Annotated in this window: 23 protein-coding genes and 2 tRNA genes; 11 read left to right on the top strand and 14 right to left on the bottom strand. The window is 63.8% G+C overall.

Annotated elements, in window-relative coordinates:
- Positions 1–22: 22 nt before the first annotated feature.
- Positions 23–1,303 carry an alkaline phosphatase family protein gene (locus U0025_RS10460; protein ID WP_004207320.1) on the bottom strand — a complete coding sequence of 427 codons (1,281 nt, stop codon included), beginning with the start codon at positions 1,301–1,303 and terminating at the stop codon, positions 23–25.
- Positions 1,304–1,377: 74 nt separating this feature from the next.
- Positions 1,378–1,905 (bottom strand): DNA-deoxyinosine glycosylase, encoded by a 528-nt coding sequence (locus tag U0025_RS10455; protein WP_004207319.1) that lies wholly within the window; start codon positions 1,903–1,905, stop codon positions 1,378–1,380.
- A gap of 52 nt (positions 1,906–1,957) precedes the next feature.
- On the opposite strand from U0025_RS10455, the gene U0025_RS10450 reads away from it, so the two are divergent.
- A complete protein-coding gene (locus tag U0025_RS10450; protein WP_004207318.1) occupies positions 1,958–2,962 on the top strand; it encodes a DUF2167 domain-containing protein in 1,005 nt (334 codons plus the stop codon).
- A gap of 60 nt (positions 2,963–3,022) precedes the next feature.
- Here U0025_RS10450 and ychF read toward each other — a convergent pair whose 3' ends face one another.
- Positions 3,023–4,123, bottom strand: a complete 1,101-nt coding sequence (gene ychF, locus U0025_RS10445; RefSeq protein WP_004207317.1) for a redox-regulated ATPase YchF — start codon at positions 4,121–4,123, stop codon at positions 3,023–3,025.
- A 39-nt stretch (positions 4,124–4,162) separates the two neighbouring features.
- Complete coding sequence (locus U0025_RS10440; RefSeq protein ID WP_254792283.1) at positions 4,163–4,522, bottom strand: hypothetical protein; 360 nt, start codon at positions 4,520–4,522, stop codon at positions 4,163–4,165.
- 24 nt (positions 4,523–4,546) lie between these two features.
- Between U0025_RS10440 and U0025_RS10435 the strand changes: the two genes are divergently transcribed.
- Complete coding sequence (locus U0025_RS10435) at positions 4,547–5,752, top strand: hypothetical protein (protein WP_254792284.1); 1,206 nt, start codon at positions 4,547–4,549, stop codon at positions 5,750–5,752.
- Between the two features lie 9 nt (positions 5,753–5,761).
- Here U0025_RS10435 and U0025_RS10430 read toward each other — a convergent pair whose 3' ends face one another.
- Both U0025_RS10430 and U0025_RS10425 read right to left on the bottom strand, forming a co-directional pair.
- Positions 5,762–6,460 carry a DUF2490 domain-containing protein gene (locus tag U0025_RS10430; RefSeq protein WP_174320764.1) on the bottom strand — a complete coding sequence of 233 codons (699 nt, stop codon included), beginning with the start codon at positions 6,458–6,460 and terminating at the stop codon, positions 5,762–5,764.
- Positions 6,461–6,553: 93 nt separating this feature from the next.
- Positions 6,554–8,182: an alpha-D-glucose phosphate-specific phosphoglucomutase gene (locus tag U0025_RS10425; protein WP_004207314.1), complete on the bottom strand. Its 1,629-nt coding sequence runs from the start codon at positions 8,180–8,182 to the stop codon at positions 6,554–6,556.
- 225 nt (positions 8,183–8,407) lie between these two features.
- Between U0025_RS10425 and U0025_RS10420 the strand changes: the two genes are divergently transcribed.
- Positions 8,408–9,463, top strand: coding sequence for a linear amide C-N hydrolase (locus U0025_RS10420; protein ID WP_004207313.1), 1,056 nt, complete (start codon positions 8,408–8,410; stop codon positions 9,461–9,463).
- A gap of 18 nt (positions 9,464–9,481) precedes the next feature.
- A complete protein-coding gene (locus tag U0025_RS10415) occupies positions 9,482–10,288 on the top strand; it encodes a porin family protein (protein ID WP_004207312.1) in 807 nt (268 codons plus the stop codon).
- A 6-nt stretch (positions 10,289–10,294) separates the two neighbouring features.
- Here U0025_RS10415 and pth read toward each other — a convergent pair whose 3' ends face one another.
- The 4 genes from pth to U0025_RS10395 form a co-directional block, all read right to left on the bottom strand.
- Positions 10,295–10,864 (bottom strand): aminoacyl-tRNA hydrolase, encoded by a 570-nt coding sequence (gene pth, locus U0025_RS10410; protein ID WP_004207311.1) that lies wholly within the window; start codon positions 10,862–10,864, stop codon positions 10,295–10,297.
- Between the two features lie 88 nt (positions 10,865–10,952).
- Complete coding sequence (locus U0025_RS10405) at positions 10,953–11,564, bottom strand: 50S ribosomal protein L25/general stress protein Ctc (protein WP_004207310.1); 612 nt, start codon at positions 11,562–11,564, stop codon at positions 10,953–10,955.
- Positions 11,565–11,679: 115 nt separating this feature from the next.
- Entirely contained in the window at positions 11,680–12,570 is an 891-nt protein-coding gene (locus tag U0025_RS10400; protein WP_004207309.1) for a TraB/GumN family protein, read from the bottom strand.
- Between the two features lie 4 nt (positions 12,571–12,574).
- Complete coding sequence (locus U0025_RS10395; RefSeq protein ID WP_004207308.1) at positions 12,575–13,501, bottom strand: TraB/GumN family protein; 927 nt, start codon at positions 13,499–13,501, stop codon at positions 12,575–12,577.
- A gap of 134 nt (positions 13,502–13,635) precedes the next feature.
- Here U0025_RS10395 and U0025_RS10390 point away from each other — a divergent pair, with 134 nt between their 5' ends.
- The 3 genes from U0025_RS10390 (at position 13,636) to ppdK (ending at position 19,421) form a co-directional block, all read left to right on the top strand.
- On the top strand, positions 13,636–14,508 hold the full coding sequence (locus tag U0025_RS10390) for a glycine--tRNA ligase subunit alpha (protein ID WP_004207307.1): 873 nt from the start codon (positions 13,636–13,638) through the stop codon (positions 14,506–14,508).
- Positions 14,508–16,583 (top strand): glycine--tRNA ligase subunit beta, encoded by a 2,076-nt coding sequence (gene glyS / locus U0025_RS10385; protein WP_004207306.1) that lies wholly within the window; start codon positions 14,508–14,510, stop codon positions 16,581–16,583. The genes U0025_RS10390 and glyS overlap by 1 nt, the downstream gene beginning before the upstream one ends.
- Before the next feature lie 138 nt (positions 16,584–16,721).
- Positions 16,722–19,421, top strand: coding sequence for a pyruvate, phosphate dikinase (ppdK, locus tag U0025_RS10380; RefSeq protein WP_004207305.1), 2,700 nt, complete (start codon positions 16,722–16,724; stop codon positions 19,419–19,421).
- Between the two features lie 46 nt (positions 19,422–19,467).
- Here ppdK and U0025_RS10375 read toward each other — a convergent pair whose 3' ends face one another.
- Positions 19,468–19,959, bottom strand: coding sequence for a hypothetical protein (locus tag U0025_RS10375; RefSeq protein WP_004207304.1), 492 nt, complete (start codon positions 19,957–19,959; stop codon positions 19,468–19,470).
- A 137-nt stretch (positions 19,960–20,096) separates the two neighbouring features.
- On the opposite strand from U0025_RS10375, the gene U0025_RS10370 reads away from it, so the two are divergent.
- The 4 genes from U0025_RS10370 (at position 20,097) to U0025_RS10355 (ending at position 20,931) form a co-directional block, all read left to right on the top strand.
- A tRNA-Arg gene (locus tag U0025_RS10370) sits at positions 20,097–20,173 on the top strand.
- Positions 20,174–20,279: 106 nt separating this feature from the next.
- Entirely contained in the window at positions 20,280–20,459 is a 180-nt protein-coding gene (locus tag U0025_RS10365) for a hypothetical protein (RefSeq protein WP_004207303.1), read from the top strand.
- 92 nt (positions 20,460–20,551) lie between these two features.
- Positions 20,552–20,734 (top strand): hypothetical protein, encoded by a 183-nt coding sequence (locus tag U0025_RS10360; protein ID WP_004207302.1) that lies wholly within the window; start codon positions 20,552–20,554, stop codon positions 20,732–20,734.
- Positions 20,735–20,854: 120 nt separating this feature from the next.
- A tRNA-Arg gene (locus U0025_RS10355) sits at positions 20,855–20,931 on the top strand.
- 72 nt (positions 20,932–21,003) lie between these two features.
- Here the strand turns inward: U0025_RS10355 and U0025_RS10350 are convergent.
- Genes U0025_RS10350 through U0025_RS10340 form a run of 3 tightly spaced genes read right to left on the bottom strand, consistent with a single transcriptional unit; the run spans position 21,004 to position 24,532 of the window.
- Positions 21,004–22,452 carry a cobyric acid synthase gene (locus U0025_RS10350; protein ID WP_004207301.1) on the bottom strand — a complete coding sequence of 483 codons (1,449 nt, stop codon included), beginning with the start codon at positions 22,450–22,452 and terminating at the stop codon, positions 21,004–21,006.
- A 47-nt stretch (positions 22,453–22,499) separates the two neighbouring features.
- Entirely contained in the window at positions 22,500–24,143 is a 1,644-nt protein-coding gene (locus U0025_RS10345) for a TadG family pilus assembly protein (RefSeq protein ID WP_004207300.1), read from the bottom strand.
- Positions 24,140–24,532: a TadE/TadG family type IV pilus assembly protein gene (locus tag U0025_RS10340; protein ID WP_004207299.1), complete on the bottom strand. Its 393-nt coding sequence runs from the start codon at positions 24,530–24,532 to the stop codon at positions 24,140–24,142. Before U0025_RS10340 ends, U0025_RS10345 begins: the two co-directional genes overlap by 4 nt.
- Between the last annotated feature and the right edge of the window lie 18 nt (positions 24,533–24,550).

The following is a 24,550-nucleotide window of genomic DNA, read 5'->3' as shown; positions in this document are numbered from 1 at the left end:
ATGACAAATGCATGTCGCCCGATCAGGGCTTCACCAGCCCCTGCAGCACCGCCGGGTTGCCGTCGCTCGCCACCGGCGTCACGCCCAGCAGGCGGGCGAGCAGCGGATAGACATCGACATTGGTGAAATCGGCCGAGGGACGGAAGCCGCCGACGAAGGCCGGGCCGTTCGCGATGAACAAAGCCTGCATTTCGGGCGCGCGATCGTCCCAGCCATGGTCGCCGCCGGTGACCGGCTTGGTCGGGGTGGTATTCTGGAACACCCAGCCGGTATCAGCCAGGCAGAAATAGGGCGGGATGCGGCGATGCGTGCCATAGTGGAAGCGCGCCGGGATTTCGCTCTTGCGCCAGCACTGCATATGGTCGCGCGGCTTGAACAGCGCCGCCTCCAGCGCCTTTTCGCGGCCGGGATTGGCGACCAGGCTGGCATAGGGGCCGGCCTCCACCACGCGATAGTCGGCCGGGTCGGCGATCTTGTCGATCGGCAGCACGCGGTCGTTGGCCTTGGCGGCCATGCCATGGTCGGAGACGATGACGATATTGGCCGACTGGCCCAGCGCCTTGAGGCCGGCGAGGAGGTCGCCGATATGGGCATCGACGTCTGCGACTGCCTGGGTGGTTTCCGGTGCGGCCGGTCCGTTCACATGCCCAGCTGTATCGACCTCATCGAAATAGAGGGTGACGAAGCGCGGGCGGATGTCGGCCGGGCGGCGCAGCACGTCCAGCACGCCATTGACGCGCTGGGTCGGGCTGATCGCCTCGTTGAACTGTGCCCAGTCGCTCGGGCGCGATCCGCCGCTGATCCTGTAGGGCCATTCGGCCGCCTTGTTGCCGCCCCAGGCGACGTTGGAGCCGGGCCAGAACATGGTCGCGGTGCGCACGCCCTGCTTTTCGGCGGTGATCCAGATCGGCTCGGCCTCGTTCCACCAGTATGGATCGTCGCTGGCCATGGTGAACTTGTCCTTGGGCCGGCTGTCATCTTCCATATTATTGGCGACGATGCCGCTGCGGTCCGGCCGGTCGCCGGTCACGATCGCCCAATGATTGGGGAAGGTCTTGGTCGGGAAGGAGGGGCGCATTGACGCCTCGGTGCCGCCGGCCGCCAGCGCGTTGAGATGGGGCGAGACGCCGCGGGTCAGATAATCGGGACGGAAGCCGTCGATCGACACGAGGATCGTCACCGGCGCGCGCTGTTCGGCCGGGGCGGCAGCGACGCTGGCGGGATGCTGCTGCACCGGGGCGCAGGCGCCGAGCAGGGTGGAAACGGACAGGGCAAACGCGAGCGACAGGCGACGGGCGGACATCAAGGCCTCATGGCAAAAGGGAAGATTTGACCGCTGCTTAGCAGTCTAACCATGTCGGTAAAGTGACGAATGGTTCATGTCGGATCGACATAGGGGGCCAGCGCGTTCCAGGCCTGTCGTTTGGCATCGCGTGAAAGGCTGGCATAGGCGCCGCTGGAGGAGGGGAGGTCGATCATCACCAGATCGGACCTTTCCCCCAATTGGCGGCGGCCATGCTGGGCGGCGGTCTTGCCGTTGAAGGCGATCGCGCGGAGATTGGGCAGGCGGGACAGGAAGGCGCTGAGGTCGCGCAGTTCCGCACCCCGGATGCTGCTGTCCAAGCTGCCGTCGCGATCGGCGCTCTCGATCACGTCCCACAGGCCGACGCCCCGTGCGCGCAGCCGTTTGAGCTTCATCGCATAGGGTGCGCTGCGCAGATCCTCGCTTAGTAAATCGCTGACCAGCGCCCAGAAGGCATTGCCGCGATGGGCGTAATATTCGCCCTGCTTGATCGAGGCGTCGCCGGGCAGGCTGCCCAGGATCAGCAGCCGCGTTTCCGCGTCCACGCTGGGCGGAAAGGCGATCTTGCGGCGGACGGGCATGATGCGGGGCGGTTGGGTCATTGCCTTCCAAGCTTTTGTTTCTAAAAGATTGCGCGTCACAAGGGGGGATCTGATGAAGAAGATGTGGAGCGCCATTGGCGCCATGTTGCTGATCGGCGCCATGCCGGTAGCGGTTTTTGCCCAGTCGGACCAGCCTGCCGGTCCGGCGGCGAGCGCGGAACAGCGCGCCTATGAGGCCAAGGTGAAGGCGGTGCTGGCGAAGCAGCGCCCGCAAAATGGCGACATCACCCTGACCGAAGCCAAGGCCGTGCTGCATCTGGGCCAGGATTATTATTATCTCGACGCGGCGCAGGCGCGCGAGGTGATCGTCGACATGTGGGGCAATCCGTCGGCCCAGGCCGATGGTGTGCTGGGCCTGGTCTTTCCGGCCGGCAAGACCTTCGTCGATGACGATGCCTGGGGCGCGGTCATCACCTATGAGCAGAGCGGCTATGTGAAGGACGATGACGCCGCCTCGACCGATTATGACGCGCTGATGGCCGACATGAAGTCGGGTGAGGAGGAACGCAACAAGGAGCGTGCCGACGCCGGATATCCCGCCATCCAGCTGGTCGGCTGGGCCGAGCGCCCGGCCTATGACAAGGCGCATCACAGCGTCATCTGGGCGCGCGACATGCGTTTTGGCAATGCGCAGGAGGATACGCTGAACTATGACGTCCGCCTGCTCGGGCGCTATGGCGTGCTCAGCCTCAACATGGTGTCGACCATGTCGCAACTGCCATCGGTGAAGGCGGCGGCAGCCAAGTTCGGTGCTTCGGTCAGCTATGATGCAGGCGCGCGCTATGCCGATTATGTGCCCAATGTCGACAAGGTCGCCGAATATGGCATTGGCGGGATGATCGCGGCGGGTGCCGGCCTTCTGGCGGCCAAGAAGCTGGGCCTGATCGCGCTGATCCTGGCCTTTGGCAAGAAACTGCTGATCCCGATCATCCTGGTTTTTGGTGGCGGCTGGCGCTGGATCAAGCGCCGCCTGGGCAAGGGCGAGGAGGAGGTCGCTCCGCTAGAGCCGGAGCCAGTAGCCGCTGACGCCCCGGAAGAGGAAAGCGCGCCGCGCTGAACGAAGAAGGGCCGGGGGATCGCTCCTCCGGCCCTTTCCATGTCAGCGTATCTTTTGCTGTCAGACGTTGAAGCGGAACAGCATGATGTCGCCGTCCTGCGTCACATAATCCTTGCCTTCCGAACGCCACTTGCCTGCTTCCTTGGCGCCGGCTTCGCCATTGAACTGGACATAGTCGGCATAGGCCATGGTCTCGGCGCGGATGAAGCCCTTTTCGAAGTCCGAATGGATCGCGCCGGCGGCCTGCGGGGCCTTGCTGCCCTTGGCCACGGTCCAGGCGCGGGCTTCCTTGGGGCCGACGGTGAAGAAGGTGATGAGGCCCAGCAGTTCGTAGCCGGCGCGGATGATGCGGGCGAGACCGGCTTCGGTCAGGCCCAGCGCTTCGAGATATTCGCCGCGTTCCTCGACTGGCATGGTGATGAGTTCGGCCTCGATCGCCGCCGACACGATGACCGCGCTGGCATTCTCGGCGGCTGCCTTCTCGAACACGCGGGCGGAAAATGCATTGCCCTCGGCCGCAGCGCCTTCCTCGACATTGCAGACATAGAGGACCGGCTTGGCGGTCAGCAGCTGCGCCTGGGCGAACAGGCGGGCTTCTTCCTCGTCGCGCGGCTGGGTCAGGCGGGCGGGCTTGCCGTCGCGCAACAGTTCCAGCGTCTGGCCCAGCACCGATGCGGCGGCCTTGGCTTCCTTGTCGCCCTGCGCGCCCTTCTTGAGCAGGTTGGGAACCCGCTTTTCCAGGCTTTCGAGGTCGGCGAGCATCAGTTCGGTTTCCACCGTCTCGGCGTCGGCGATCGGATCGACCTTGCCTTCGACATGGGTGATGTCGTCATCCTCGAAACAGCGCAGGACGTGGACGATGGCGTCGGTCTCGCGGATGTTCGCCAGGAACTGGTTGCCCAGTCCTTCGCCCTTCGACGCGCCGCGCACCAGGCCGGCAATGTCGACGAAGGCAAGCTGCGTCTCGATGATCTTGGCGCTGCCGCCGATCCTGGCGATGGTCTGCAATCGGTCGTCGGGCACGGCGACGCGGCCCTCATTCGGCTCGATCGTGCAGAAGGGATAATTCGCCGCCTGCGCCGCCTGCGTCTCGGTCAGCGCATTGAACAGGGTGGACTTGCCCACATTGGGAAGCCCGACGATACCGCAACGAAAACCCATTATCGAAACCTTTGAAGACGCAGATTGATGCTCTGCCCGCTAGCGCCTTCCCGCCTGCAAGGCCAGCATTTCCACGATGCGGGGGAGGAAAACAGTGGATGCGGCTGCTGTTTCGGGCATTCCTCCGGGGTGGCCCTTATTGTGGGGAAGAAGCCTTTTTCTAATATGGCTGAAAAATAAGCGGGTCGCGCTGGCAATCGGGAGACGATTATGACCATCGCGACAAGGCTTGATGCGGCTCTTGGCAAGAACATCAACAAGATATGCGGAAACAAATTTCACGATCCGGCAGCGAATCACTGTGCGCATTTCGTTTCGCACATATGTGATCTGACATTTTCCTTTAACTGCAAGCAGTTCGCTGGTGGAGGCAAGCCTGGCGCCAATGTCCGGGTGCATGAGATATTTGCCCAATGCCCACGTGTGGGGCGCTGGGATGATGCCGATATCACCAAGACCCAGCTGATTTTCGTGACGCTGGCCAGCAATGTCGACATTGCCCGCAAAGAGATGGTCAACATCCCGCAAAAGCATATCGGCGTCTATCATGGCGGGAAGGTCTATCATTACAGCAACACTGCCGATCAGGTAACATCGGAATCGCCCGACAGCTTCCTTGCCAAGTTCCAGGCGCTCTATGCCGGTAATCAGGGGCTATTCTATGGCTGGATACCGGGCGAAAATCTGCGGCTCGACGTGCAGGCGGAACCGCAATCGGTGAGCGCCGACAAGAAGTTCGAACTGCCCGATCCCGTCGATGGTCGCTGGAAAGCGCGACTGATGGGCGAACCCGATTTCTTCCTGGTAGGCAAGGAGGTCAATGACGCCGTCCGCAAATATCACGGCATCTTCATGCCGGGCGCCAGCTATTGGGGCGAGATTTATCGGGCAGAGGACTATCGACCCAGCTTACGGACCTGGGCGACGCTGCTGGAAGTGACGGGGGCCTGTGAGAGCGAAAATCACTTCAATCTGGTCAACACCTATGATCGGGCGAAATTCACCTTCGGCTTCTATCAACTGGCCGCGCACACGCCGCAGGACAATCTGATCCTGATGTTCCACCGGCTGGCCGAATTGCCGGATTTCAAGGGCTATTTTCCCGAGCTGGAACTGCGGGGCGGGCGCCTGTTCCGGGTCGATTCCGATGGCGGAGCTACGGATCTGGAGCAGGAATTCACCGCCAGCAACGGCGAACGGCAGATCATGTTGTTCATGAACTATCTCAACCCCCAGCGTGTGCCGATCGACCGCCAGGAAGTCTTGCAGGCGGCGCGGCTGATCCACTGGACGCAGCATGATCCGGCTGCCCGGCTGGCCCAGGTGCGGACCGCCGCCGATATCCTGCAGCGCAAGATGTCCGCGCGCTACGCCCGGAAGCTGCCGCTGGACGGCAAGTCCGACATCATCTGCGCGATCGTGGCGGATATTTTCCATCAGGGGCGCTCGACCTTCGCCGCCGTCAAGCCGCTGCTCAGCAGCGCCAATCCGGTCGAGGCGCTGCTGAAGGTCAATGATGCCGCCTGGAGCGGGCGTAACAATCGGCTGCGCGCGGCAATCAAGGTCGCCAAGGACGATGGGCGGCTGGGGCAGAAACGTTATTCCGCCGCCACCAACGAATTTGTCTGATCGGGAGGATCAGTGGCGGAAGAACAGCGTCACCGATGCGACATGGTTGACGCGCTGGCGGCTGCCGCCCTGGTCGATCAGCTGGTTGAGATAGCCGACTTCCATGGTAGAGGCGCCGGGCAGGCCGATCTCGACCCCGGCGAAGCTGCGGAGCTGGTCGAAGCCCTTGCGGGCGCCCCAATCGGTGTCGTTGAGGGCGAAGAAGACCTCGCCATAGGCGAGCGCATTGACCGCGTCGCTGCCGGGTTTGAGCGCATGTTCCACCCGCAGCATTTCGCGCAGGCGCCAGCCCATGTCGCTGCCGTTCGAGCGCCAGCGCTGCTCCAGCCGGGTGCGCGAGGAAATCTCGGCGTCCTTTGGCCGCGCCAGCGTCCAGCTCAGCTGCTGGAAGCTGCGTTCCTCATTGACGTCCTTGCCGCCCTCGATCGGCACGACGACATGGGCGTAGCCCTGATAGAGGGTGACGTCGCGCGACAATTTGACGCCGAGCGCGCCGCGGAACAGGGCCTGGTCGATGCGCGACACGCCGTCGCCGAGGCGCGGCTGGATTTCCGCAAAATAGACCAGTTCGTCCTTGATCGACCCCATCGCCGTCAGATTGACCCAGAGCTGCTCGTCCTCGCGCGTCGCGGCCTGGGCGGGCAGGGCGAGGGTGGCAAGGGGCAGGACGGGAAGGGACAGGGCGACAGCAAGAGACGGGAAACGCATGAAACCTCTGGCGGTGGAAAGCGACATTCCCACCGCCTTTAGGTTGCTGTCATTGCTGTCCCGTTGCTGCGGGGTAAGCGATGGTGAACCGGTTCAGGTGATGACGCTGGGCTGGTCCATGCCGGTATAGCCGGCAATGTCGGCCAGTTCCTGTGCGGCCGCCACCAGCGGTGCCAGCGCATCGCCGGTTGCCAGCGCCAGATCGCCGCCCGGCCCGACATAGCGCTCGATATAGACGCGCAAGGTGGCCCCTTCGGTGCCGGTGCCCGACAGGCGGAACACCACGCGCGATCCATCCTCGAACAATATACGTACGCCTTGGTTCCGGCTCACTGACTGGTCGGTCGGATCGGTATAGGCGAAATCGTCCGCCGCCTTCACCGTGCCGCCACTGTTGCCGGTGCCGGGCAGGCTGGCGAGCGTGTCGCGCAGAGCGGCCATCAGCGCTTCGGCCTTGTCCTTGGCGATCGCTTCATAGTCGTGGCGGGCATAATAGTTGCGGCCATAGGTCGCCCAATGATCGGCCATGATGTCCGCCACGCTCTGTTGGCGCGCGGCCAGGATATTGAGCCACAGCAACACCGCCCAGATGCCGTCCTTCTCGCGCACATGGTCGGACCCGGTGCCGGCGCTTTCCTCGCCGCAGATCGTCGCCATGCCGGCGTCGAGCAGGTTGCCGAAGAATTTCCAGCCGGTCGGCGTCTCGTAGAGCGGGATGCCCAGCTTCTCCGCCACCCGATCGGCTGCGCCGCTGGTCGGCATGGAGCGGGCGATACCCTTGAGGCCACCGGCATAGCCCGGCGCCAGATGGGCATTGGCGGCCAGCACCGCGAGCGAGTCCGAGGGCGTCACATAGCAATGGCGGCCGATGATCAGGTTGCGGTCGCCGTCGCCATCGGATGCGGCGCCGAAGTCGGGCGCGTCGGCGGCCATCATCCGGTCATAGAGCGTCTTGGCATGGACCAGATTGGGATCGGGATGATGATGGCCGAAATCGGGCAGGGGGGTGCCGTTCATCACCGTGCCGGCCGGCGCGCCGAGGCGCTTTTCGAAAATCTCGGTCGCATAGGGGCCGGTCACCGCGCTCATCGAGTCGAAGGCGAGGGTGAAGCCACTGGCGATCATCGCCTTGATCGCAGGGAAATCGAACAGACTTTCCATCAGCGCGGCATAGCCGGCGACCGGATTGACCACTTCGACGGTCATGGCGCCAAGCTGGCTGGTCCCCAGCGTGTCGATATCGACATCGGCGGCATCGAGGATGCGATAGCTGTCGATCGTCAGTGTCCGCGCGTGGATCGCGTCGGTCACCTTTTCGGGGGCTGGCCCGCCGTTCGACACATTATATTTGATGCCGAAATCCTCGTCCGGGCCACCCGGATTATGGCTGGCCGACAGCACCAGCCCGCCAAAGGCGCCGGACGAGCGGATCAGGTGCGACGCGGCCGGGGTGGACAAGATACCGCCCTGACCAACCAGCACCCGGCCAAAGCCATTGGCCGCCGCCATCCTGAGTGCGATCTGGATGACTTCGCGATTGAGATAGCGGCCATCGCCGCCGATCACCAAGGTCTGGCCGGCATAGCCGTCCAGGCTGTCGAACACCGACTGGATGAAATTTTCCGCATAATGGGGCTGCTGGAAGACCCGAACCTTCTTGCGCAGGCCCGATGTGCCGGGCTTCTGGTCGTCGAAAGGCGTGGTCGCGACGGTCTGGATCACCTCTGTCCCCTGCTTTGCCTAATAAGTCGTTACGCCTCTATGGCTTGTTCATGCTGCACTGCGCAATGCGCTTTGTCGCGCCGAAGGTGCGGGCGGCCGTGATCGCATGCGATTACTGCGCAAGAGGCGGGTTGGCCAAAGCCGTCATGCGGGTTATCACCCATGGCAACTATTCAGAAAATCGGCATTTTCAGTGACAGTATCGTGACCTTTGTAGGAGGTTCCATGTCTCGTCTGCCTGCTTTCCTGTCCGGTCTTGCGCTGCTCTCGGCGCAACTGGCGTCGGTATCGGCCGATGCCTGCACGCGCCTGGTCTATCATGGCGCCAATGACGATGTGATCACCGCCCGGTCAATGGACTGGAAGGTCGATGTCGGCACCAACCTCTGGATCTTTCCACGCGGCATCGCGCGCAGTGGGGAGGCGGGCCCCAATTCGGTCAAATGGACGTCCCGCTATGGCAGTGTGATCGCCACCGGTTACGACATTTCCACCACCGACGGCATGAACGAGGCGGGGCTGACCGCCAATCTCCTGTGGCTGGTCGAATCCGAATATCCGCATTTCGACGGCAAGCAGCCGGGCATGAGCATCGCCATCTGGACCCAATATGTGCTCGACAATTTTGCCACGGTGAAGGAGGCAGTCGACGCGCTGTCCAAGGAAAGCTTCGTCGTCGTCACCGACAATATTCCCGGCGAGGAACGGCTCGGCACGCTCCACCTCGCGATTTCGGATGCGTCGGGCGACAGTGCCATCTTCGAATATATCAAGGGCAAGCTGGTGATCCATCACGGCCCGCAATATCCGGTGATGACCAATTCGCCGATCTTCGACGAGCAACTGGCGCTCAACGCCTATTGGAAGGATATTGGCGGCACCACCATGCTGCCGGGCACCAACCGCTCGGCCGATCGCTTCGCCCGCGCCTCCTTCTATGTGAAGGCCATTCCCAAGAGCGAAGACCCGGTGACGGCGCTGGCCAGCGTGTTCAGCGTGATCCGCAATGTCTCGGTGCCATTCGGCATCTCGACCCCGGACCAGCCCAATATCTCCTCGACCCGCTGGCGCACGGTCGCGGACCACAAGCGCAAGCTCTATTTCTTCGAATCCGCCATGACGCCGAACAGCTTCTGGGTCGACCTCAAGACGATCGACTTTGCGCCGTCGGCCAAGGTGAAGAAGCTCGATCTTGGTCCGAACCAGACGAAGACCTATTCAGGCGAGGTCGGCGGCCAGTTCAAGGATGCGCCGGCCTTCAAATTCCTGGGACTGTCCTGATCGGCTGGGGGCGCCGCCATGCGATATCTTCCTCTATGCTGCCTGCTCGCCAATGCCCTTGTCTATGCCGGACCGGCCTTGGCGCAGGAGGCGCCGGCGCACCTGTCCGATGACACGCCCGATCAGGGCTGGCATCTCACCGTCTCGCCCTATGTCTGGGCGGCGTCGCTGCACGGCAATGCGGAACTGGCGGGGGTCCGCACCAGGGTCGACATGCCTTTCTCCGAGATATTCGACCATCTCGACTTCGTTACCATGGGCGAAGTCGTCCTGAGCAATGGCAAGGTTGGCGCCTATGTCGACGGCCAATATGTGAAGACCAGCCAGGACGCATCCGTCTATCATCAGCAGGTGGGACTGGGCATCAGGAAGACCCATGTGTCGGGCGGCCTCTTCTACAATATCATCGACCATCGCATGGCGGAGCGGACCGTTCATGGGGATCGGCGCCGCTTCACCTTTGCGCCGGTCGTCGGTCTGCGCTGGTCGAAACTGTCGGCCGATGTCGCGGCGCTGGGCCTGACGGCCAATCGCAAGGCCGACTGGACGGAGGTGCTGGCCGGCGTCCGCACGGCCGGCGATATCGACCGTCACTGGGTGATCGACGCGCGCCTGAATGCCGGCGGCTTTAGCGACCGCAAATCCAGCATGGATGGCGAAGGAACGATTGGCTACCGGCTGCGCCTCGCCGGCCTGCCGCTGACCGTGCGCGCTGGCTATCGATTCGTTCACCAGCAATATCGGATGCGCGACTTTACCGGCCAGCAATTTCGCTGGAACGTCTCGCAGGAAGGGCCGCTACTGGGCCTCTCGGCCCGATTCTGATCGGCCTCAGTCGGCCAGCCGCAGCGCCACTTCGTTCATGAAGCGGGCGTCGTCATTCTTCGCCAGCCATTCCGCCTCGGCACCGATCGCGCCCAGCATGTCGGCGAGCGCGTCCATCTCGCTCTTGTGGTAATTGCCCAGCACATAGCCATGGACCTTGTCCTTATGGCCGGGATGGCCGATGCCGAGCCGCACGCGGCGGAAATCATTGCCAATATGGGCGTCGGTCGAACGCAGGCCATTATGGCCGGCATTGCCGCCGCCGCGCTTCACCTTGACCTTCATCGGCGCGAGATCGAGCTCATCATGAAAGACGGTCACGTCCTGCGGTGTCAGCTTGTAGAAGCGCATCGCCTCGCCGACCGCGCGGCCGCTTTCGTTCATGAAGGTGGCGGGTTTGAGCAGGATGATCTTCTCCGGGCCGATCCGCCCTTCCTGCACCCAGCCCTGGAACTGCTTTTTGGGCGGCGAGAAGCGATACATGTCGGCGATCAGGTCCGCGGCCATGAAGCCGACATTGTGCCGGTGCATCGCATATTGCTGCCCCGGATTGCCGAGGCCGGCCCAGATCTGCATCGTCTATCTCGCATGAAAAGAAAAATCCCGCCCGCCGGTTAGGCGGACGGGATCGGAATTTCCAGCCTGCAAGCAAGCTGTAAGACGATTACTCGCCTTCGCCCTCGGCGGCTTCGCCTTCGGCGCTCTTGAGAGCCGAGGGAGCGACGATGGTGGCGATGGTGAAGTCGCGGTCTTCGATCGCAGCCTTCGCGCCCTTGGGCAGGGTCACGGCGCTGATGTGGATCGAATCGCCGACTTCGAAGCCCTTGAGGTCGACGACGACGTCATCGGGGATCTCGGCGGCATCGACGACCAGTTCGACGTCGTGACGGACGACGTTCAGCACGCCACCCTTCTTGAGGCCGGGCGAGGCGTCTTCATTCTCGAAGCGCACCGGGACAGCGACGGTCACGGTGGCATGTTCCGAAACGCGCAGGAAGTCGGCGTGCAGCGGACGATCGGTCACGGGGTGGAAGGCCACATCCTTGGCGAGGGTGCGGACGGTCTTGCCGCCGACTTCGACCATGATGACCGAATTGAAGAAGTGACCGGTGCCGAGCTGCTTGTTGAGGAGCTTTTCCTCGACGTGGATCGACAGGGGTTCTTCGTTCATACCATAGATGACGGCGGGTACGCGGCCCTCACGGCGGAGGGCGCGGGAGGCTCCCTTGCCTGCCCGATCGCGTGCCTCGGCCGACAGCGTAAGCTGCTCGCTCATTGCGTGTCTCCAAAAGCAAATTTGATACAATTTTCCCGCCACGCCTCCAGGGATGACCATCGCGGGAAGGCGGCCCTGTAGCAGAAAGCGGCGATAAAGCAAGTTTAGCGTTGGCTTATTGCACGCGCGTGACCTTGTAGCCCTTGGCCTTGAGCAGATCGACGAGATTGTCCTTGCCGGTCAGGTGGCCGGCGCCCACCGCGATGAAGGGGCGGCCCTTCAGCTTGTCGACCGCGCCGACCCAATCGCGGTTGCGCGCGGTCAGGATCGCGTCCTCGACCACGGGGTCGGGCTGCTCGCCATTCTGGTCCTCTTTCGCGATCGCCTCCATGTCGCCCTTGGCCCAGGCGGTCAGGATGCGATTATAGAGCGCCTTCATATCCTTGGCTTCATGGATGGTCTGGATCAGCAGCTTGCGCTGCGCCGCTTCGGGCAGGCCGTCAAAGGCGCCGAACTGGCGCTCGACGGTTTCGAGGCCACCGATCGGCCGGCCCTTGAAGGCGGCGATCAGTACCGGCTCGACGCCATTGGCCTGGCTGACGTTCAGGCTTTCCTGCGACGCGGCCGACAGCAGCATGGCGGCCGCCCAGCTTTCATAGCCCGACAGCGCCTGCGCGCTGGTGCCGCCTTCCTTGACGATGCGGTCGAGTTCGGGGCGCTCGCCCGCCGGCACGCGCGCGTCGAGCGCAGGCAGGTTGGGGCTGCGGCCCATGCTTTCGAACAGACCCAGCGTCTTTTGCTGGTCCTGCAGGTCGGCGGCCTCCAGCACCAACTGGTCGGCATCCTTCCAGGCCTGCTTGATCGTCGGCGTCTGCCAGTCGACCCCTTCGGGCAGGACATGGATGGTGCCGAAGATCCAGCCGTCGAGGCCCGCGCGTTCGATCCGCCACAGCGCTGGCCCTTGGCCGGCCTCGACCTTGGGGGCAGGGGCCTTCTGTTCGCTGCCGCACGCGGCGATGAGGGCAAGACCGCAAAGGGCCAGAAAACGGATCACCCAGCTTTTCATGGCCTTATTCCCCCTGCTTCACACGCGCGCTGGCGATGCCCAGCGTCTTCAACTGATCCTGCACGCTGCCCTTGCCGGCCAGATGGCCCGCGCCGACCGCGACGAACACGGTGCCGGGCTGATCCAGTCGCGCCTTGATCCACTTGGCCCAATTGGCGTTGCGGTTGATCAGCAGCACCTGCGCCAGTTCGGGTGTGGCCTTGAGCGAATCATTCATCTCGTCCGCCAGCTTTTCCGGCTGGCCGGTCTGCCAATGGTTGAGCAGGGCGGCGAACTCGCCTTCCATGCCGTCCATCCCCTCGACCGTGGCGTTGAGGAACTGGACCTGCTGCGCCATCGGCAGGTCGGCGAAGAAATTGAGCTGCTGCTCCACCGTTTCCAGCGCGCCGACCTTCTTGCCGGCCTTCTCGGCTGCGGCGCGCAATATCTTTTCCGCGCCGATGTCGGACTGGTAGCCCAGCTTCTGCAATGGCGCGACCGATAGGATCATGCCGGCCATCCACGGATTGAACGCCTCGAACGACTGCCATGGCACGCCGGCTGCCACCATCGCCGCGCGATATTTCTGTGCGGCGTCGGGCGCGAGCCGGGTGGACAGGGCGACCCGGTCGGTTGCCATCGCCTTGCCCGCCATCATCTGCGCCATCTCGCCGGGATTGTCGGGTTCGATGATTTCCAGCACCAGTTCGTCCGCTGCGTCGAACGCCTGCTTCACCCCGCCCTTGAACCAGTCGATCCCCGGTTTCAGCACATGGACGGTGCCGAACAGATAGATGGTCGTGTCGGCATCCTTCACCTGCCACAGGGCAGGGGCGACGTTGACAGCGATGTTGACGGGTTCGCGGGCGGTGACGGGCTGGGCCTGGCCCCAGGCGCCGAGCAGCAAAAGTCCCGCGGAAAGCCAGCGGGACGGGAAAGCGGTCAGTCTCATATCCCTTCCATGCGGGCGCCGGGCGCGCAGGGCAAGCGGCTTAACCCTGTTCGACGCGGCTTTTCCTTGACCCTTGGCCCGCGCTGCGCCAAGGCGCGGCCGACCATAATCTGTCATTATTGCAAGGACCACCGGTGGCCGAGGGCAAAGCGCTTTCCTTCCAGGACCTCATTCTCACCCTGCACGCCTATTGGGGCAAGCAGGGTTGTGTCATTCTTCAGCCCTACGACATGGAAGTGGGGGCGGGTACATTTCACCCGGCGACCACGCTGCGCAGCCTGGGGCCCAAGCCCTGGAACGCGGCCTATGTCCAGCCGAGCCGCCGTCCGACCGACGGCCGCTATGGCGAGAACCCGAACCGGCTGCAGCATTATTACCAATATCAGGTGATCATGAAGCCCAGCCCTGCAAACCTGCAGGAGCTGTATCTGGGCAGCCTCCGGGAAATCGGCATCGACCCGCTGGTCCACGACATCCGCTTTGTCGAGGATGACTGGGAAAGCCCGACGCTGGGCGCCTGGGGCCTGGGCTGGGAAGTCTGGTGCGACGGCATGGAAGTCACCCAGTTCACCTATTTCCAGCAGATGGGCGGCTATGACTGCAAGCCGGTCGCGGGCGAGCTGACCTATGGCCTCGAACGCCTCGCCATGTATATTCAGGGCGTCGACAGCGTCTATGATCTGAAGTTCAACGACCAGGGCGTCACCTATGGCGACGTGTTCCTGGAAAATGAGCGGCAGATGTCGAAATGGAATTTCGAGGTCGCCGACACCGAGAAACTGTTCCGCTGGTTCAAGGACTGCAAGGCCGAATATGACCAGTGCATCGCCAATGATGTGCCGCTCGCGGCCTTCGAGCAGGCGATCAAGGCCAGCCACACCTTCAATCTGCTGCAGGCGCGCGGCGTGATCTCCGTGCAGGAACGCGCCAGCTATATGGGCCAGGTCCGCGACATGGCCAAGGGTAGCTGCGAAGCGTGGATGAAGACCAACGGATGGACCGCCTGATGACCGATTTCCTCCTCGAACTGCGCTGCGAGGAAATTCCCGCGCGCATGCAATTGAAGGCGTCTGACGATCTGGCCCGCCTCTTCACCGAGGAACTGGCCAAGGCCGGGCTCAAGCCCGCGTCGATCGACAGCTTCGTCACGCCGCGCCGCCTGGCGCTGATCGCCCGCGACCTGCCGCTGGAAACCGCGGCGGTCAGCGAGGAGTTCAAGGGCCCCCGCACCAGCGCCCCGGCGCAGGCGCTTGAAGGTTTTCTGCGCAAGACCGGCCTGACCCAGGAGCAGCTGGAGGATCGCGACGGCGTCTGGTTCGCCGTGGTGAACAAGCCCGGCCGCGCCACCACCGACGTGCTGGCCGAAGCCGTGCCGGCAGTCATCCGTGCCTTCCCCTGGCCCAAGTCGATGCGCTGGGGCGCGGCCAGTGCCACCACCGAAAGCCTGCGCTGGGTCCGCCCGCTGCAGGGCATCATCGCGCTGCTCGGCGGCGAGATCGTGCAATTGTCGATCGAAGGGATCGAGGCTGGCCGCGAGACGGTGGGCCATCGCTTCCATTCGACCGGGGCGATCCGCATCGACGGCGCCGACGACTATGCCGACAAGCTGCGCGCCGCCTATGTCATCGTCTCGCATCAGGAGCGTCAGGCGATCATCGAGGCGAAGGCCGGCGAGGCTGCGGCGGCCAAGGGCTATAGCGTGATTGAGGACAAGGGCCTGGTCGCGGAAAATGCCGGCCTTACCGAATGGCCGGTGCCCTTGCTGGGCGATTTTGATCCGGAATTTCTTGAGGTTCCGCCTGAAGTCATTCAGCTAACCCTGCGTATCAACCAGAAATATTTTGTTCTGCGTGATGCGGGCGGAAAGCTGGCTCCGGCCTTCATCTGCACCGCCAATATCGAGGCAAAGGATGGCGGCGTGGCGATCGTCGCCGGCAACCGCAAGGTGCTGGCTGCACGCCTAAGCGACGCCCGCTTCTTCTGGCAGCAGGACCGCAAGACCCCGCTCGCCGAGCAGGCGAAGAAGCTCGGCCGCATCACCTTCCATGAAAAGCTGGGCACCGTCGCCGACAAGGTGGAGCGGATTGCCAAGCTGGCCGAATGGCTGGCGAGCGAAGGCATCGTGCCGAACTGCGACCCGGCGCTGGCGCGTCAGGCGGCGGAACTGTGCAAGGCCGACCTCGTCACCGAAATGGTCGGCGAATTCCCTGAATTACAGGGGGTTATGGGCGGCTATTATGCCCGCGCCGAAGGCCTGCCCGACGCCGTCGCCGACGCGATCCGCGACCATTATAAGCCGGTCGGGCAGGGCGATGACGTCCCCACCGCGCCGGTCACGGTCGCGGTCAGCCTGGCGGACAAGCTGGATACGCTGCGCTCCTTCTTCGGTATCGATGAAAAGCCGACTGGTTCGCGTGACCCGTTTGCGCTGCGCCGCGCAGCACTGGGCGTGATCCAGATCGTGACCGCCAATGGTCTGCGTATGCCTGTTGCAGAGGGCGACCTGCTCGACTTCTTCGCTGACCGTCTCAAGGTGCAGCAGAAGGAAGCGGGCGTTCGTCATGACCTGATCGACGCGGTGTTCGCGCTGGGTGGCGAGGACGACCTTGTCCGCCTGCTGGCCCGCGTGAAGGCGCTTCAGTCCTTCATCGCGACCGATGACGGTGCCAATCTGCTCGCCGGCTACAAGCGCGCCGCCAATATCCTCAAGAAGGAAGCGCCCGATCTGACCGTCACCCCAGCGAAGGCTGGGGTCTCGAGCGATGGCGCGCCGACGCCTGAGATGCCAGCTTCCGCTGGCATGACGAATTTGGGGCTTTCCTATGAACCCGAAAAGGCCGAGGCTGATCTGATCGCTGCGCTCGACGCGGCGGAGCCGCAGGCGGCACAGGCTGTCGCGGCCGAGGAGTTCGAAGGCGCCATGGCTGCGCTTGCGACGCTCCGTGCGCCGATCGACGCCTTCTTTGAGACCGTGACGGTGAATGATGCTGATCCGGCGAAGCGCACGACTCGCCTCGCGCTGCTGGCGCGGGTCCGTGATGCAGTGCACAATGTCGCCGACTTTTCGAAGATTACAGGATAAGGAAACGAAATTCCAAAATCTGCGGGAAATATGCGAAGTTAAGCGGGATAAGTCCTATCCCCTAATGGCTTGAGCCGCTAATTGCGGCATTATTATTGCAACGCACAACTCGGCAATCAGTGCAGGGAGAGCCGGTATATGGTTATGACGGAAGAGGCCCAGATGAGCACCACTTCGACGCGCTATGTTTATCGTTTCGGCGGTGGCGTGAACGACGGGGGCAAGGGCGACAAGAATCTGCTGGGCGGCAAGGGCGCGAACCTTAACGGCATGGCCGCGATCGGCCTGCCGGTGCCGCCGGGCTTCACCATCACCACCGAAATGTGCACCCGCTATTATACCGATGGCGGCGTCTATCCCGAAAGCCTGAAGGCGGAAGTCGCCAATGGCATCGCCCATATCGAGGCGGTCACCGGTAAGAAGTTCGGCGACGCGGCCGATCCGCTGCTGGTCTCGGTCCGCTCGGGCGCGCGCATCTCGATGCCGGGCATGATGGACACGGTCCTCAACCTCGGCCTCAATGACGAGACCGTGCTGGGCCTGGCCGCCGCATCGGGCGACGAGCGTTTCGCCTGGGACAGCTATCGCCGTTTCATCCAGATGTATTCGGACGTGGTGCTCGAACTCGATCATGGCGCTTTCGAGGAAGCCCTTGAAATCGCTAAGGAAGATCAGGGCTACACGCTCGACACCGAAATGACGGCCGACGACTGGAAGGCGCTGGTTTCGGAATATAAGGCGCTGGTCGCCAAGCTCTGGAACAAGCCTTTCCCGCAGGATGTCGCCGACCAGCTCTGGGGCGCGATCTCGGCCGTGTTCGGCAGCTGGCAGGCGGACCGTGCCAAGGTCTATCGCCGCCTGAACTCGATCCCCGGCGACTGGGGCACTGCGGTCAATGTGCAGGCGATGGTGTTCGGCAATATGGGCGACACCTCGGCCACCGGCGTTGCCTTCACCCGCGACCCCGCCACCGGCGAGAACGCCTATTATGGCGAATATCTGATCAACGCCCAGGGCGAGGACGTCGTTGCCGGCATCCGCACGCCGCAGTACCTCACCAAGCAGGCGCGCGAGCGGGCAGGGGCCAAGCCACTGTCGATGGAAGAGGCGATGCCCGAAACCTATGCCGAACTGGCACGGGTGTTCGACATCCTCGAAACCCATTATCGCGACATGCAGGACATCGAGTTCACGGTCCAGCAGGGCAAGCTTTGGATGCTCCAGACCCGTTCGGGCAAGCGCACCGCCAAGGCCGCGCTCAAGATCGCGGTCGAAATGGCCAGTGAAGGCCTGATCACCGAGGAAGAAGCCGTCGCCCGCGTCGATCCCGCCGCGCTCGACCAGCTTCTGCACCCGACCCTCGATCCCAAGGCGCCGCGCGATGTGCTGACCAAGGGCCTGCCGGCCTCACCGGGCGCGGCCAGCGGCGCGATCGTGTTCGATGCCGACACGGCCGAGCGTCGCAACGAACTGGGCGATGCCGTCATCCTGGTCCGCGTCGAAACCAGCCCCGAAGATATTCACGGCATGCACGCGGCCAAGGGCATCCTGACCGCGCGTGGCGGCATGACCAGCCACGCCGCCGTGGTGGCGCGCGGCATGGGCCGTCCCTGCGTCTCGGGCGCGGGCAGCCTGTCGATCGACAACGCCAACAAGATCCTGCGCATCGGCAGCCGCGAGCTGAAGGAAGGCGATATCCTGACCATCGACGGCGCCACCGGCGAAGTCATGGCGGGCGAAGTGCCGACCGTGCAGCCCGAACTGGCCGGTGACTTCGGCATCCTGATGGCCTGGGCCGACAAGGTTCGTCGCCTGAAGGTGCGCGCCAACGCCGAAACCCCGCTCGACTGCCAGACCGCACGCGACTTCGGGGCCGAAGGCGTGGGCCTGTGCCGGACCGAGCATATGTTCTTCGACGCGGCCCGCATCACCGCCGTGCGCGAGATGATCCTGGCCGACAGCGAGAAGGGCCGCCGCGTCGCGCTCGACAAGCTGCTGCCCGAACAGCGTGACGATTTCGCCCAGATCTTCATGGTGATGGCCGGCCTGCCCGTGACCATCCGCCTGCTCGATCCACCGCTCCACGAATTCCTGCCGCATGGCGAAGCGGAGTTCGAGGAAGTGGCCAAGGCGGCCGGCGTCGGTGTCGAGGCGCTCAAGCGTCGCGCCGCCGAACTGCACGAATTCAACCCGATGTTGGGCCATCGTGGTTGCCGCCTGGGCGTGACCTATCCCGAAATCTACGAGATGCAGGCCCGCGCCATCTTCGAAGCCGCGCTGATCGTGAAGGAACGGAGCGGCGAAGCGCCGATCCCCGAAGTCATGATCCCGCTCGTCGCGACGAAGAAGGAGCTGGAACTGATGAAGGCGATCGTCGATCAGGTCGCCAAGGACGTGTTCGCCGAGCAGGGGGCGTCGGTCGACTATCTGGTCGGCACGATGATCGAACTGCCGCGCGCTGCGCTGAAGGCTGGCGAGATCGCCGAAGTCGGCGAATTCTTCTCCTTCGGCACCAATGACCTGACCCAGACGACGATCGGCATCAGCCGTGACGACGCCGGCCGCTTCCTGACGCAATATGTCGACAAGGGCATCTTCGCCCGCGACCCGTTCGTCAGCATCGATGTGGAGGGCGTGGGCCAGCTCATCGAACTGGCGGCCGAACGCGGCCGGGCGACCCGCCCCGGCATCAAGCTGGGCATCTGCGGCGAACATGGCGGCGACCCGGCCTCGATCGCCTTCTGCGAGGCGACCGGCCTCGATTATGTCTCGGCATCGCCCTATCGCGTGCCGATCGCCCGCCTGGCCGCGGCGCAGGCCGCTCTGGCGAAGAAGTAAGCGGAAAGGGCGGGAGGCAACTCCCGCCCTTCTTCGTTTCAGGGGGTCAGGCCTGGCCGGTGAGGCGGCTCAGCAGGCCCGGCTTCTCGCCCCGTTCCAGATCATGCGCCTGGCCGCGCCAGTCCTCATGCGCGATCGTGCCGGGCTTGAGGCCCAGGCGGGCTTCCAGCGTCGCCTCCTGCTCGCCATTCAGCGCCGCGATCTGGCCATAGCGGTGATAGCCCGCCTCGTTGAGCGCGACCTCCTGTGTCTGGCTGATGCCGTTGATCCGGCTGAGGTCATCGCGGCCATGCACGCCGCCGGCCACGGCGGTGGCCGTGCCGGGGCCGATCGGGGCAGACTGGCGCTCCAACTCGGCGATCCGTTCATTGGCGGCATTCAGCCGCGCATCGCGATCCCGGATGGCGTGATGGTGGGCGCTCTGCTCCTCGCGCCACAGGCGCTTATATTTGCCTCGGCCGCTCATCATCAGGCCAAGAACCAGGCCGGCCAGCAGCGCCACCAGCAGCAGCGCAATCTCATTGGGTGTGAAGCTCATGTCGGCATCCTTTCCAGCGTCGAAACGATCAGCCCGCCGGGAAGTTGCCGAAAACGCCCGTCGTTCGGGCATTGTCGAAAAAAGTGAAAGAAAGTGCTTGCCAGCACCGCCGGACGCTTCTAACAGCGCCATCCAACGCACCCGTAGCTCAGCTGGATAGAGCATCAGACTACGAATCTGAGGGTCGGACGTTCGAATCGTTCCGGGTGCACCATTTTCCTTCATCGCTGAACGATCGAACGCAACTGACTGTAGTTGCTTTAGATTTTGCTGCGTAAATCGGCATTGACGCCGGGCGCGATCTGGCGAAGCATTCCATCATGCGCACGACATTGGGCATCTGCACCCGCAAGGCACGCTATGCCACGGAAGAGGAGGCCTGGGCGGTCGTCCATCGGGCCGATATCGTTCTGCGGCCTTATCGCTGTGCGCTGTGTCGCCAATATCATCTGACCAGCCGGACCAAGGGCATGCGGCTGCGGCCGCCCTATCGGGAATGACCGATCAGAGGCCAAAGCGGCTTCCAGATTATTTTCCCTGCCGAAGTCAGCATGCTAGGATCGGTGCATCGTTCGACATGCGGGGAATATCCATGGTCTGGATCGCACGCCTCCTTCTGTTCATTCCGTCGCTGATTGCGGGATGGTTCGTGTCGCAGGAAGACCCGCGCTACTGGGTGATTGCGCTGGCGATCGGCCTCACTTTCCTGGCGCTGGGCATCATTGCCGCCATCTACATCCCGATTCTCCATCCCTGGCCGCGACGCAAGCAATAGGCGGCGAGGGGCAAGTCCCGGAAATACGGGCTTTTGTCGGCAATTTTCGCATAAATTTCACATTGATGATTTTTGGGGGTTGCCAGATCAGCCGGGCCCTTATATCTGCGCCTCCACAACGCACCCGTAGCTCAGCTGGATAGAGCATCAGACTACGAATCTGAGGGTCGGACGTTCGAATCGTTCCGGGTGCACCATTCCTTCACAGGAATAAAATGGGCCGGAAACCGTAAGGTTTCCGGCCCATTTGGCTTTCTGGAGCTAGGCGATCAGCCGAGTGCCAAGGCGACGATTGCCTCGATGTCGAGATGATCCTCCAATTGCGCGGCGATGGCATCCAGTGCCCTGTCGACCGACTGGTCATAATTCGCCACGCCACCATCGGCGCCCAGCCGGGCAAGCAGGGCAGCGCGCAGCGGGCTGCTGGCGAGCAGGCCATGGACATAGGTGCCCATCACCCGGCCGTCGGTGCTGATCGCGCCGTCTGCATTGCTGCCCAGGCGTGCGAAGGGGCGGTCGCTGTCGGGGCCGCTCGTTTCGCCGATATGCATCTCATAACCGCCAAAGACGGCGCCCAGCGCCAAGCCTTCGACCCGTTCCAGCCGTTTGCCCGTCGACAGTCGCGTCTCGACGTCGAGCAGGCCCAGGCCCGCGACCGTGCCGGCCGGTCCCTCGATGCCGTCGGGATCGGCGATATGGTGCCCCAGCATCTGATATCCCCCGCAAATGCCCAGGATCGCGCCACCGCGGCGATGATGCGCCAAGATGTCGATGTCCCAGCCCTGCGCGCGCATAGCCGCCATGTCGGCGATCGTCGCCTTGGAGCCGGGCAGGACGATCAGCGCGGCCTCGGCCGGTATTGGCTGGCCGGGTGGCACCATGCGCAACTCCACGCCGGGATCGAGCTTGAACGGGTCAAGATCGTCGAAATTGGAAATGCGCGGCAGGATCGGGCAGGCGATGACGGTGCGCGCGGTTCCGGGCTGTGCTGTCCGCTCCAGCACAACCGCATCCTCGCTGGGCAGGCGGGCGGTATCCTCCAGCCAGGGGACGACGCCAAAGCCGCGCCAGCCTGACAGCACCTCGATCTGGCGATAGCCATCTTCGAACAGCGCGGGGTCGCCCCGGAACTTGTTGATCAGGAAGCCGCGGATCATCGCGGCATCGTCCGGGTCGATCACGGCCCTGGTGCCGACGATCGCCGCGATCACGCCGCCCCGGTCGATATCGCCGACCAGCAGCACCGGTACATCGGCGGCGCGGGCAAAGCCCATGTTCGCAATGTCGCCGGCGCGCAGGTTGATCTCGGCCGGCGATCCCGCGCCTTCGACCACGACGATGTCGCATTGATCCTTCAGCCGCTCATAGCTTTCCAGCACGGCGCCCAATAGCTGCCCGCGCGCACTGCGGAAATTGCCGCTGCCCAATGTGCCGCGTACCTGGCCATGGACGATCAACTGGGACGTTCGGTCGGCCTGGGGCTTCATCAGCACCGGATTCATGTCCGTATGCGCCTCCACCCCGCACGCGATCGCCTGCAGCGCCTGTGCGCGGCCAATCTCGCCGCCGTCCACGGTGACGGCCGCATTGTTCGACATATTCTGTGGCTTGAATGGCCGGACGCGATAACCCCGGCGGAGCAGGGCGCGGCATAGCCCCGCCACCAGCACCGATTTGCCGACGTCCGATCCGGTTCCCTGCAGCATGATTGCGCCCATGGCCTGTTCCTGCAAGCCGGCGGCAATGATGGCAAGCGCTTAGCGCATCAGGCGACCAAGGTGGGCATCCCGCACCGCATCTGGTGGACCTTGACCGTTGCGGTTCCGAGCTTCACGCCAAGGATGGCGGTGAGGTTGTTTAGCAAGCCGTCGAGAATCTGCGCCGTTTCACCCAGAAGGCCCATGACGGGCGAGATCAGGGGGCTGAGCGGCAGTTGCAGGCCCGCGAGCGTGACCGTGACCTTGGTCTGGTTGGCCAGGCTGGAGGCGACCCCCTGGGTCAGATCCTGGGTGCTGATGGTCTTGCTCTGCTGCCCGGAAATATCGCTGGGCGTGAACAGCACATTCTGCTGGGTCACGCCGCCCAGCGCGACATTGGCATAGGCATGGACCTGGGTCAGCGATCCGAGGACCGAGGCCAGAGTCGCGGTACGCGGATTGGCGGGCGTCGCGAAATTGGTGAGCGCGGCTTCATCGACGTCACCGATCACCGCCGTGCCGATCGACGGCTTGACCGCCAGCGTCACGCCATTGTTGATGGCACCCTGATCGCAGACGATATTCGACAATTGCGCTTCGGCCGATGCCAGTTCGACATAGAGCGGGATGCGGATCGTCGCGATCCCGGTCAGCAAGGTTGCGACCCGGCTCTCCAGGAAGATGCGGGTCTGCGCCGTGCGCAGGATGAAATTCTTGTCGTTGGTGATGCTGATCAGGGGGGTGCTGGCCTGGCCGGTGCCGGTGATGAGCTTCAGCCGCGTGCTGGTGAGACCCGGAACATTCAGGGTCAGGTCCAGTGGCACGGCGGTCGAGGATGGCGGGCTCAGCACCATGCGCAGCATCGAGAAGGAGTCGAGCAGCAGGCTGGGCTGGCCGGTCGAACTTCCGGTCCCCTTCATCGGTCCCAGATCTATGACATCGCTGAGGCGGACGCTCTTGCCCGGCAGTTTCCCGCCGATATTGCGGAGCAGGGCGGCCGTGCCGCTATTGTCCGCAGTGTCGGCAATGGCGCCGATGACGTCGGACAAGGGAATATTGGCGCCGAACAATTCGCCATAAGCGGCATCATTGCGTCCGGTGCGGACCTTGAGCGCGTCGGCGAAATGGAGCAGGTCGACGTTCAGATTGGCCAGCCCCTGATAGTCCATGACCGACAGATTGAGTTCCGTCCCGGCCAGGGCGGACAGCAGCATGTTTGGCAGGCCGCCGCTGAGCGAGGCAAGGCCGGTGCCGATGGAGAAGGCAGCGGCGTCGGAGCGCGCGGCGGTGGCATGGGCGCGCACATCGACGCCATCCTTGCCGACCAGCAGGCGGCCGAAGAACAGCGGGGTGCGTCGCTGGACCTGGACCTGGATCGCGCTGGCACGCGGGTCGCCCGATACGAAGCGATTGCCGACCGCGACTGCACTGTTCTGGTCATAATAACCGGTCTGGACCGCCACCAGGGACACGCCAGGCACGCCGCTCTTGGTCAGCAAGGCTTCGGCGGCCGATCGCCCGCCACTGCTGGCCGCCAGCGCAGCCGCATCGGCCACGCCCTGCAACTGGCGCTTGGCGAGATAGACCGATCCCAGATCGACGGCCACCGTGGCGGCGCCGGCGAGCATGAATAGCGATCCCGCCAGCAGAACGCTGATGCCGCCGCGCTTGTCGACGAGCAGGTTGCGCATGCGCTTGTGCGGCTGGCTCATGATGCGATCCGCACGACGGCGCTCCGCTGGATCTGGGCAGCGGGCATCGGAAAGATGGCGGCGGAAAAGAAGGGCGCGTTGCTGAGATTATAGGTCAGGGTGACCGTATAATAGCCGCTATTGGAATTGGCGGCGACGCCGATCGTCTGTGCCCCCGGCAGCGGAAAGGATGGGCGGCTGGCATTGACGCTTTCGTCGACCAGCGCCCGGCGCTCGGTCGCGGTCATGCCGGCCACGGCCGCGCGTGCCGCGTCATTGGCCGCCTGCTGCAGGCTATGGGCGGTCATCAACCAGCCACCATAGAGCAGGATGCCGAGCAACAGGATGATCATCAGGGGGAGGGCGAAGGCGGCTTCGACAAGCACGCTGCCACGCTCATGACGGGACATGGCCTGGCCTAGTCGGGC

Origin of the sequence: Sphingobium yanoikuyae (assembly GCF_034424525.1) — a bacterium.
Lineage (GTDB): Bacteria > Pseudomonadota > Alphaproteobacteria > Sphingomonadales > Sphingomonadaceae > Sphingobium > Sphingobium yanoikuyae.
The sequence above is the reverse complement of the archived record's forward strand: the minus strand, read 5'-3'. Positions and strand labels throughout refer to the sequence as shown.

What these genes read in the sequence shown, in the direction of transcription:
- U0025_RS10420 (WP_004207313.1), top strand. Translation starts at nt 8,408, where the DNA reads ATGTCTCGTCTGCCTGCTTTCCTGTCCGGTCTTGCGCTGCTCTCGGCG.
- ppdK (WP_004207305.1), top strand. Translation starts at nt 16,722, where the DNA reads ATGGTTATGACGGAAGAGGCCCAGATGAGCACCACTTCGACGCGCTAT.
- U0025_RS10460 (WP_004207320.1), bottom strand. Translation starts at nt 1,303, where the DNA reads ATGTCCGCCCGTCGCCTGTCGCTCGCGTTTGCCCTGTCCGTTTCCACC.
- U0025_RS10430 (WP_174320764.1), bottom strand. Translation starts at nt 6,460, where the DNA reads ATGCGTTTCCCGTCTCTTGCTGTCGCCCTGTCCCTTCCCGTCCTGCCC.
- U0025_RS10395 (WP_004207308.1), bottom strand. Translation starts at nt 13,501, where the DNA reads ATGAGACTGACCGCTTTCCCGTCCCGCTGGCTTTCCGCGGGACTTTTG.
- U0025_RS10400 (WP_004207309.1), bottom strand. Translation starts at nt 12,570, where the DNA reads ATGAAAAGCTGGGTGATCCGTTTTCTGGCCCTTTGCGGTCTTGCCCTC.
- U0025_RS10340 (WP_004207299.1), bottom strand. Translation starts at nt 24,532, where the DNA reads ATGTCCCGTCATGAGCGTGGCAGCGTGCTTGTCGAAGCCGCCTTCGCC.
- U0025_RS10375 (WP_004207304.1), bottom strand. Translation starts at nt 19,959, where the DNA reads ATGAGCTTCACACCCAATGAGATTGCGCTGCTGCTGGTGGCGCTGCTG.
- U0025_RS10405 (WP_004207310.1), bottom strand. Translation starts at nt 11,564, where the DNA reads ATGAGCGAGCAGCTTACGCTGTCGGCCGAGGCACGCGATCGGGCAGGC.
- ychF (WP_004207317.1), bottom strand. Translation starts at nt 4,123, where the DNA reads ATGGGTTTTCGTTGCGGTATCGTCGGGCTTCCCAATGTGGGCAAGTCC.
- U0025_RS10350 (WP_004207301.1), bottom strand. Translation starts at nt 22,452, where the DNA reads ATGGGCGCAATCATGCTGCAGGGAACCGGATCGGACGTCGGCAAATCG.
- U0025_RS10360 (WP_004207302.1), top strand. Translation starts at nt 20,552, where the DNA reads ATGGTCTGGATCGCACGCCTCCTTCTGTTCATTCCGTCGCTGATTGCG.
- U0025_RS10455 (WP_004207319.1), bottom strand. Translation starts at nt 1,905, where the DNA reads ATGACCCAACCGCCCCGCATCATGCCCGTCCGCCGCAAGATCGCCTTT.
- U0025_RS10365 (WP_004207303.1), top strand. Translation starts at nt 20,280, where the DNA reads ATGCGCACGACATTGGGCATCTGCACCCGCAAGGCACGCTATGCCACG.
- pth (WP_004207311.1), bottom strand. Translation starts at nt 10,864, where the DNA reads ATGCAGATCTGGGCCGGCCTCGGCAATCCGGGGCAGCAATATGCGATG.
- U0025_RS10345 (WP_004207300.1), bottom strand. Translation starts at nt 24,143, where the DNA reads ATGAGCCAGCCGCACAAGCGCATGCGCAACCTGCTCGTCGACAAGCGC.
- U0025_RS10450 (WP_004207318.1), top strand. Translation starts at nt 1,958, where the DNA reads ATGAAGAAGATGTGGAGCGCCATTGGCGCCATGTTGCTGATCGGCGCC.
- glyS (WP_004207306.1), top strand. Translation starts at nt 14,508, where the DNA reads ATGACCGATTTCCTCCTCGAACTGCGCTGCGAGGAAATTCCCGCGCGC.
- U0025_RS10440 (WP_254792283.1), bottom strand. Translation starts at nt 4,522, where the DNA reads ATGCACCCGGACATTGGCGCCAGGCTTGCCTCCACCAGCGAACTGCTT.
- U0025_RS10415 (WP_004207312.1), top strand. Translation starts at nt 9,482, where the DNA reads ATGCGATATCTTCCTCTATGCTGCCTGCTCGCCAATGCCCTTGTCTAT.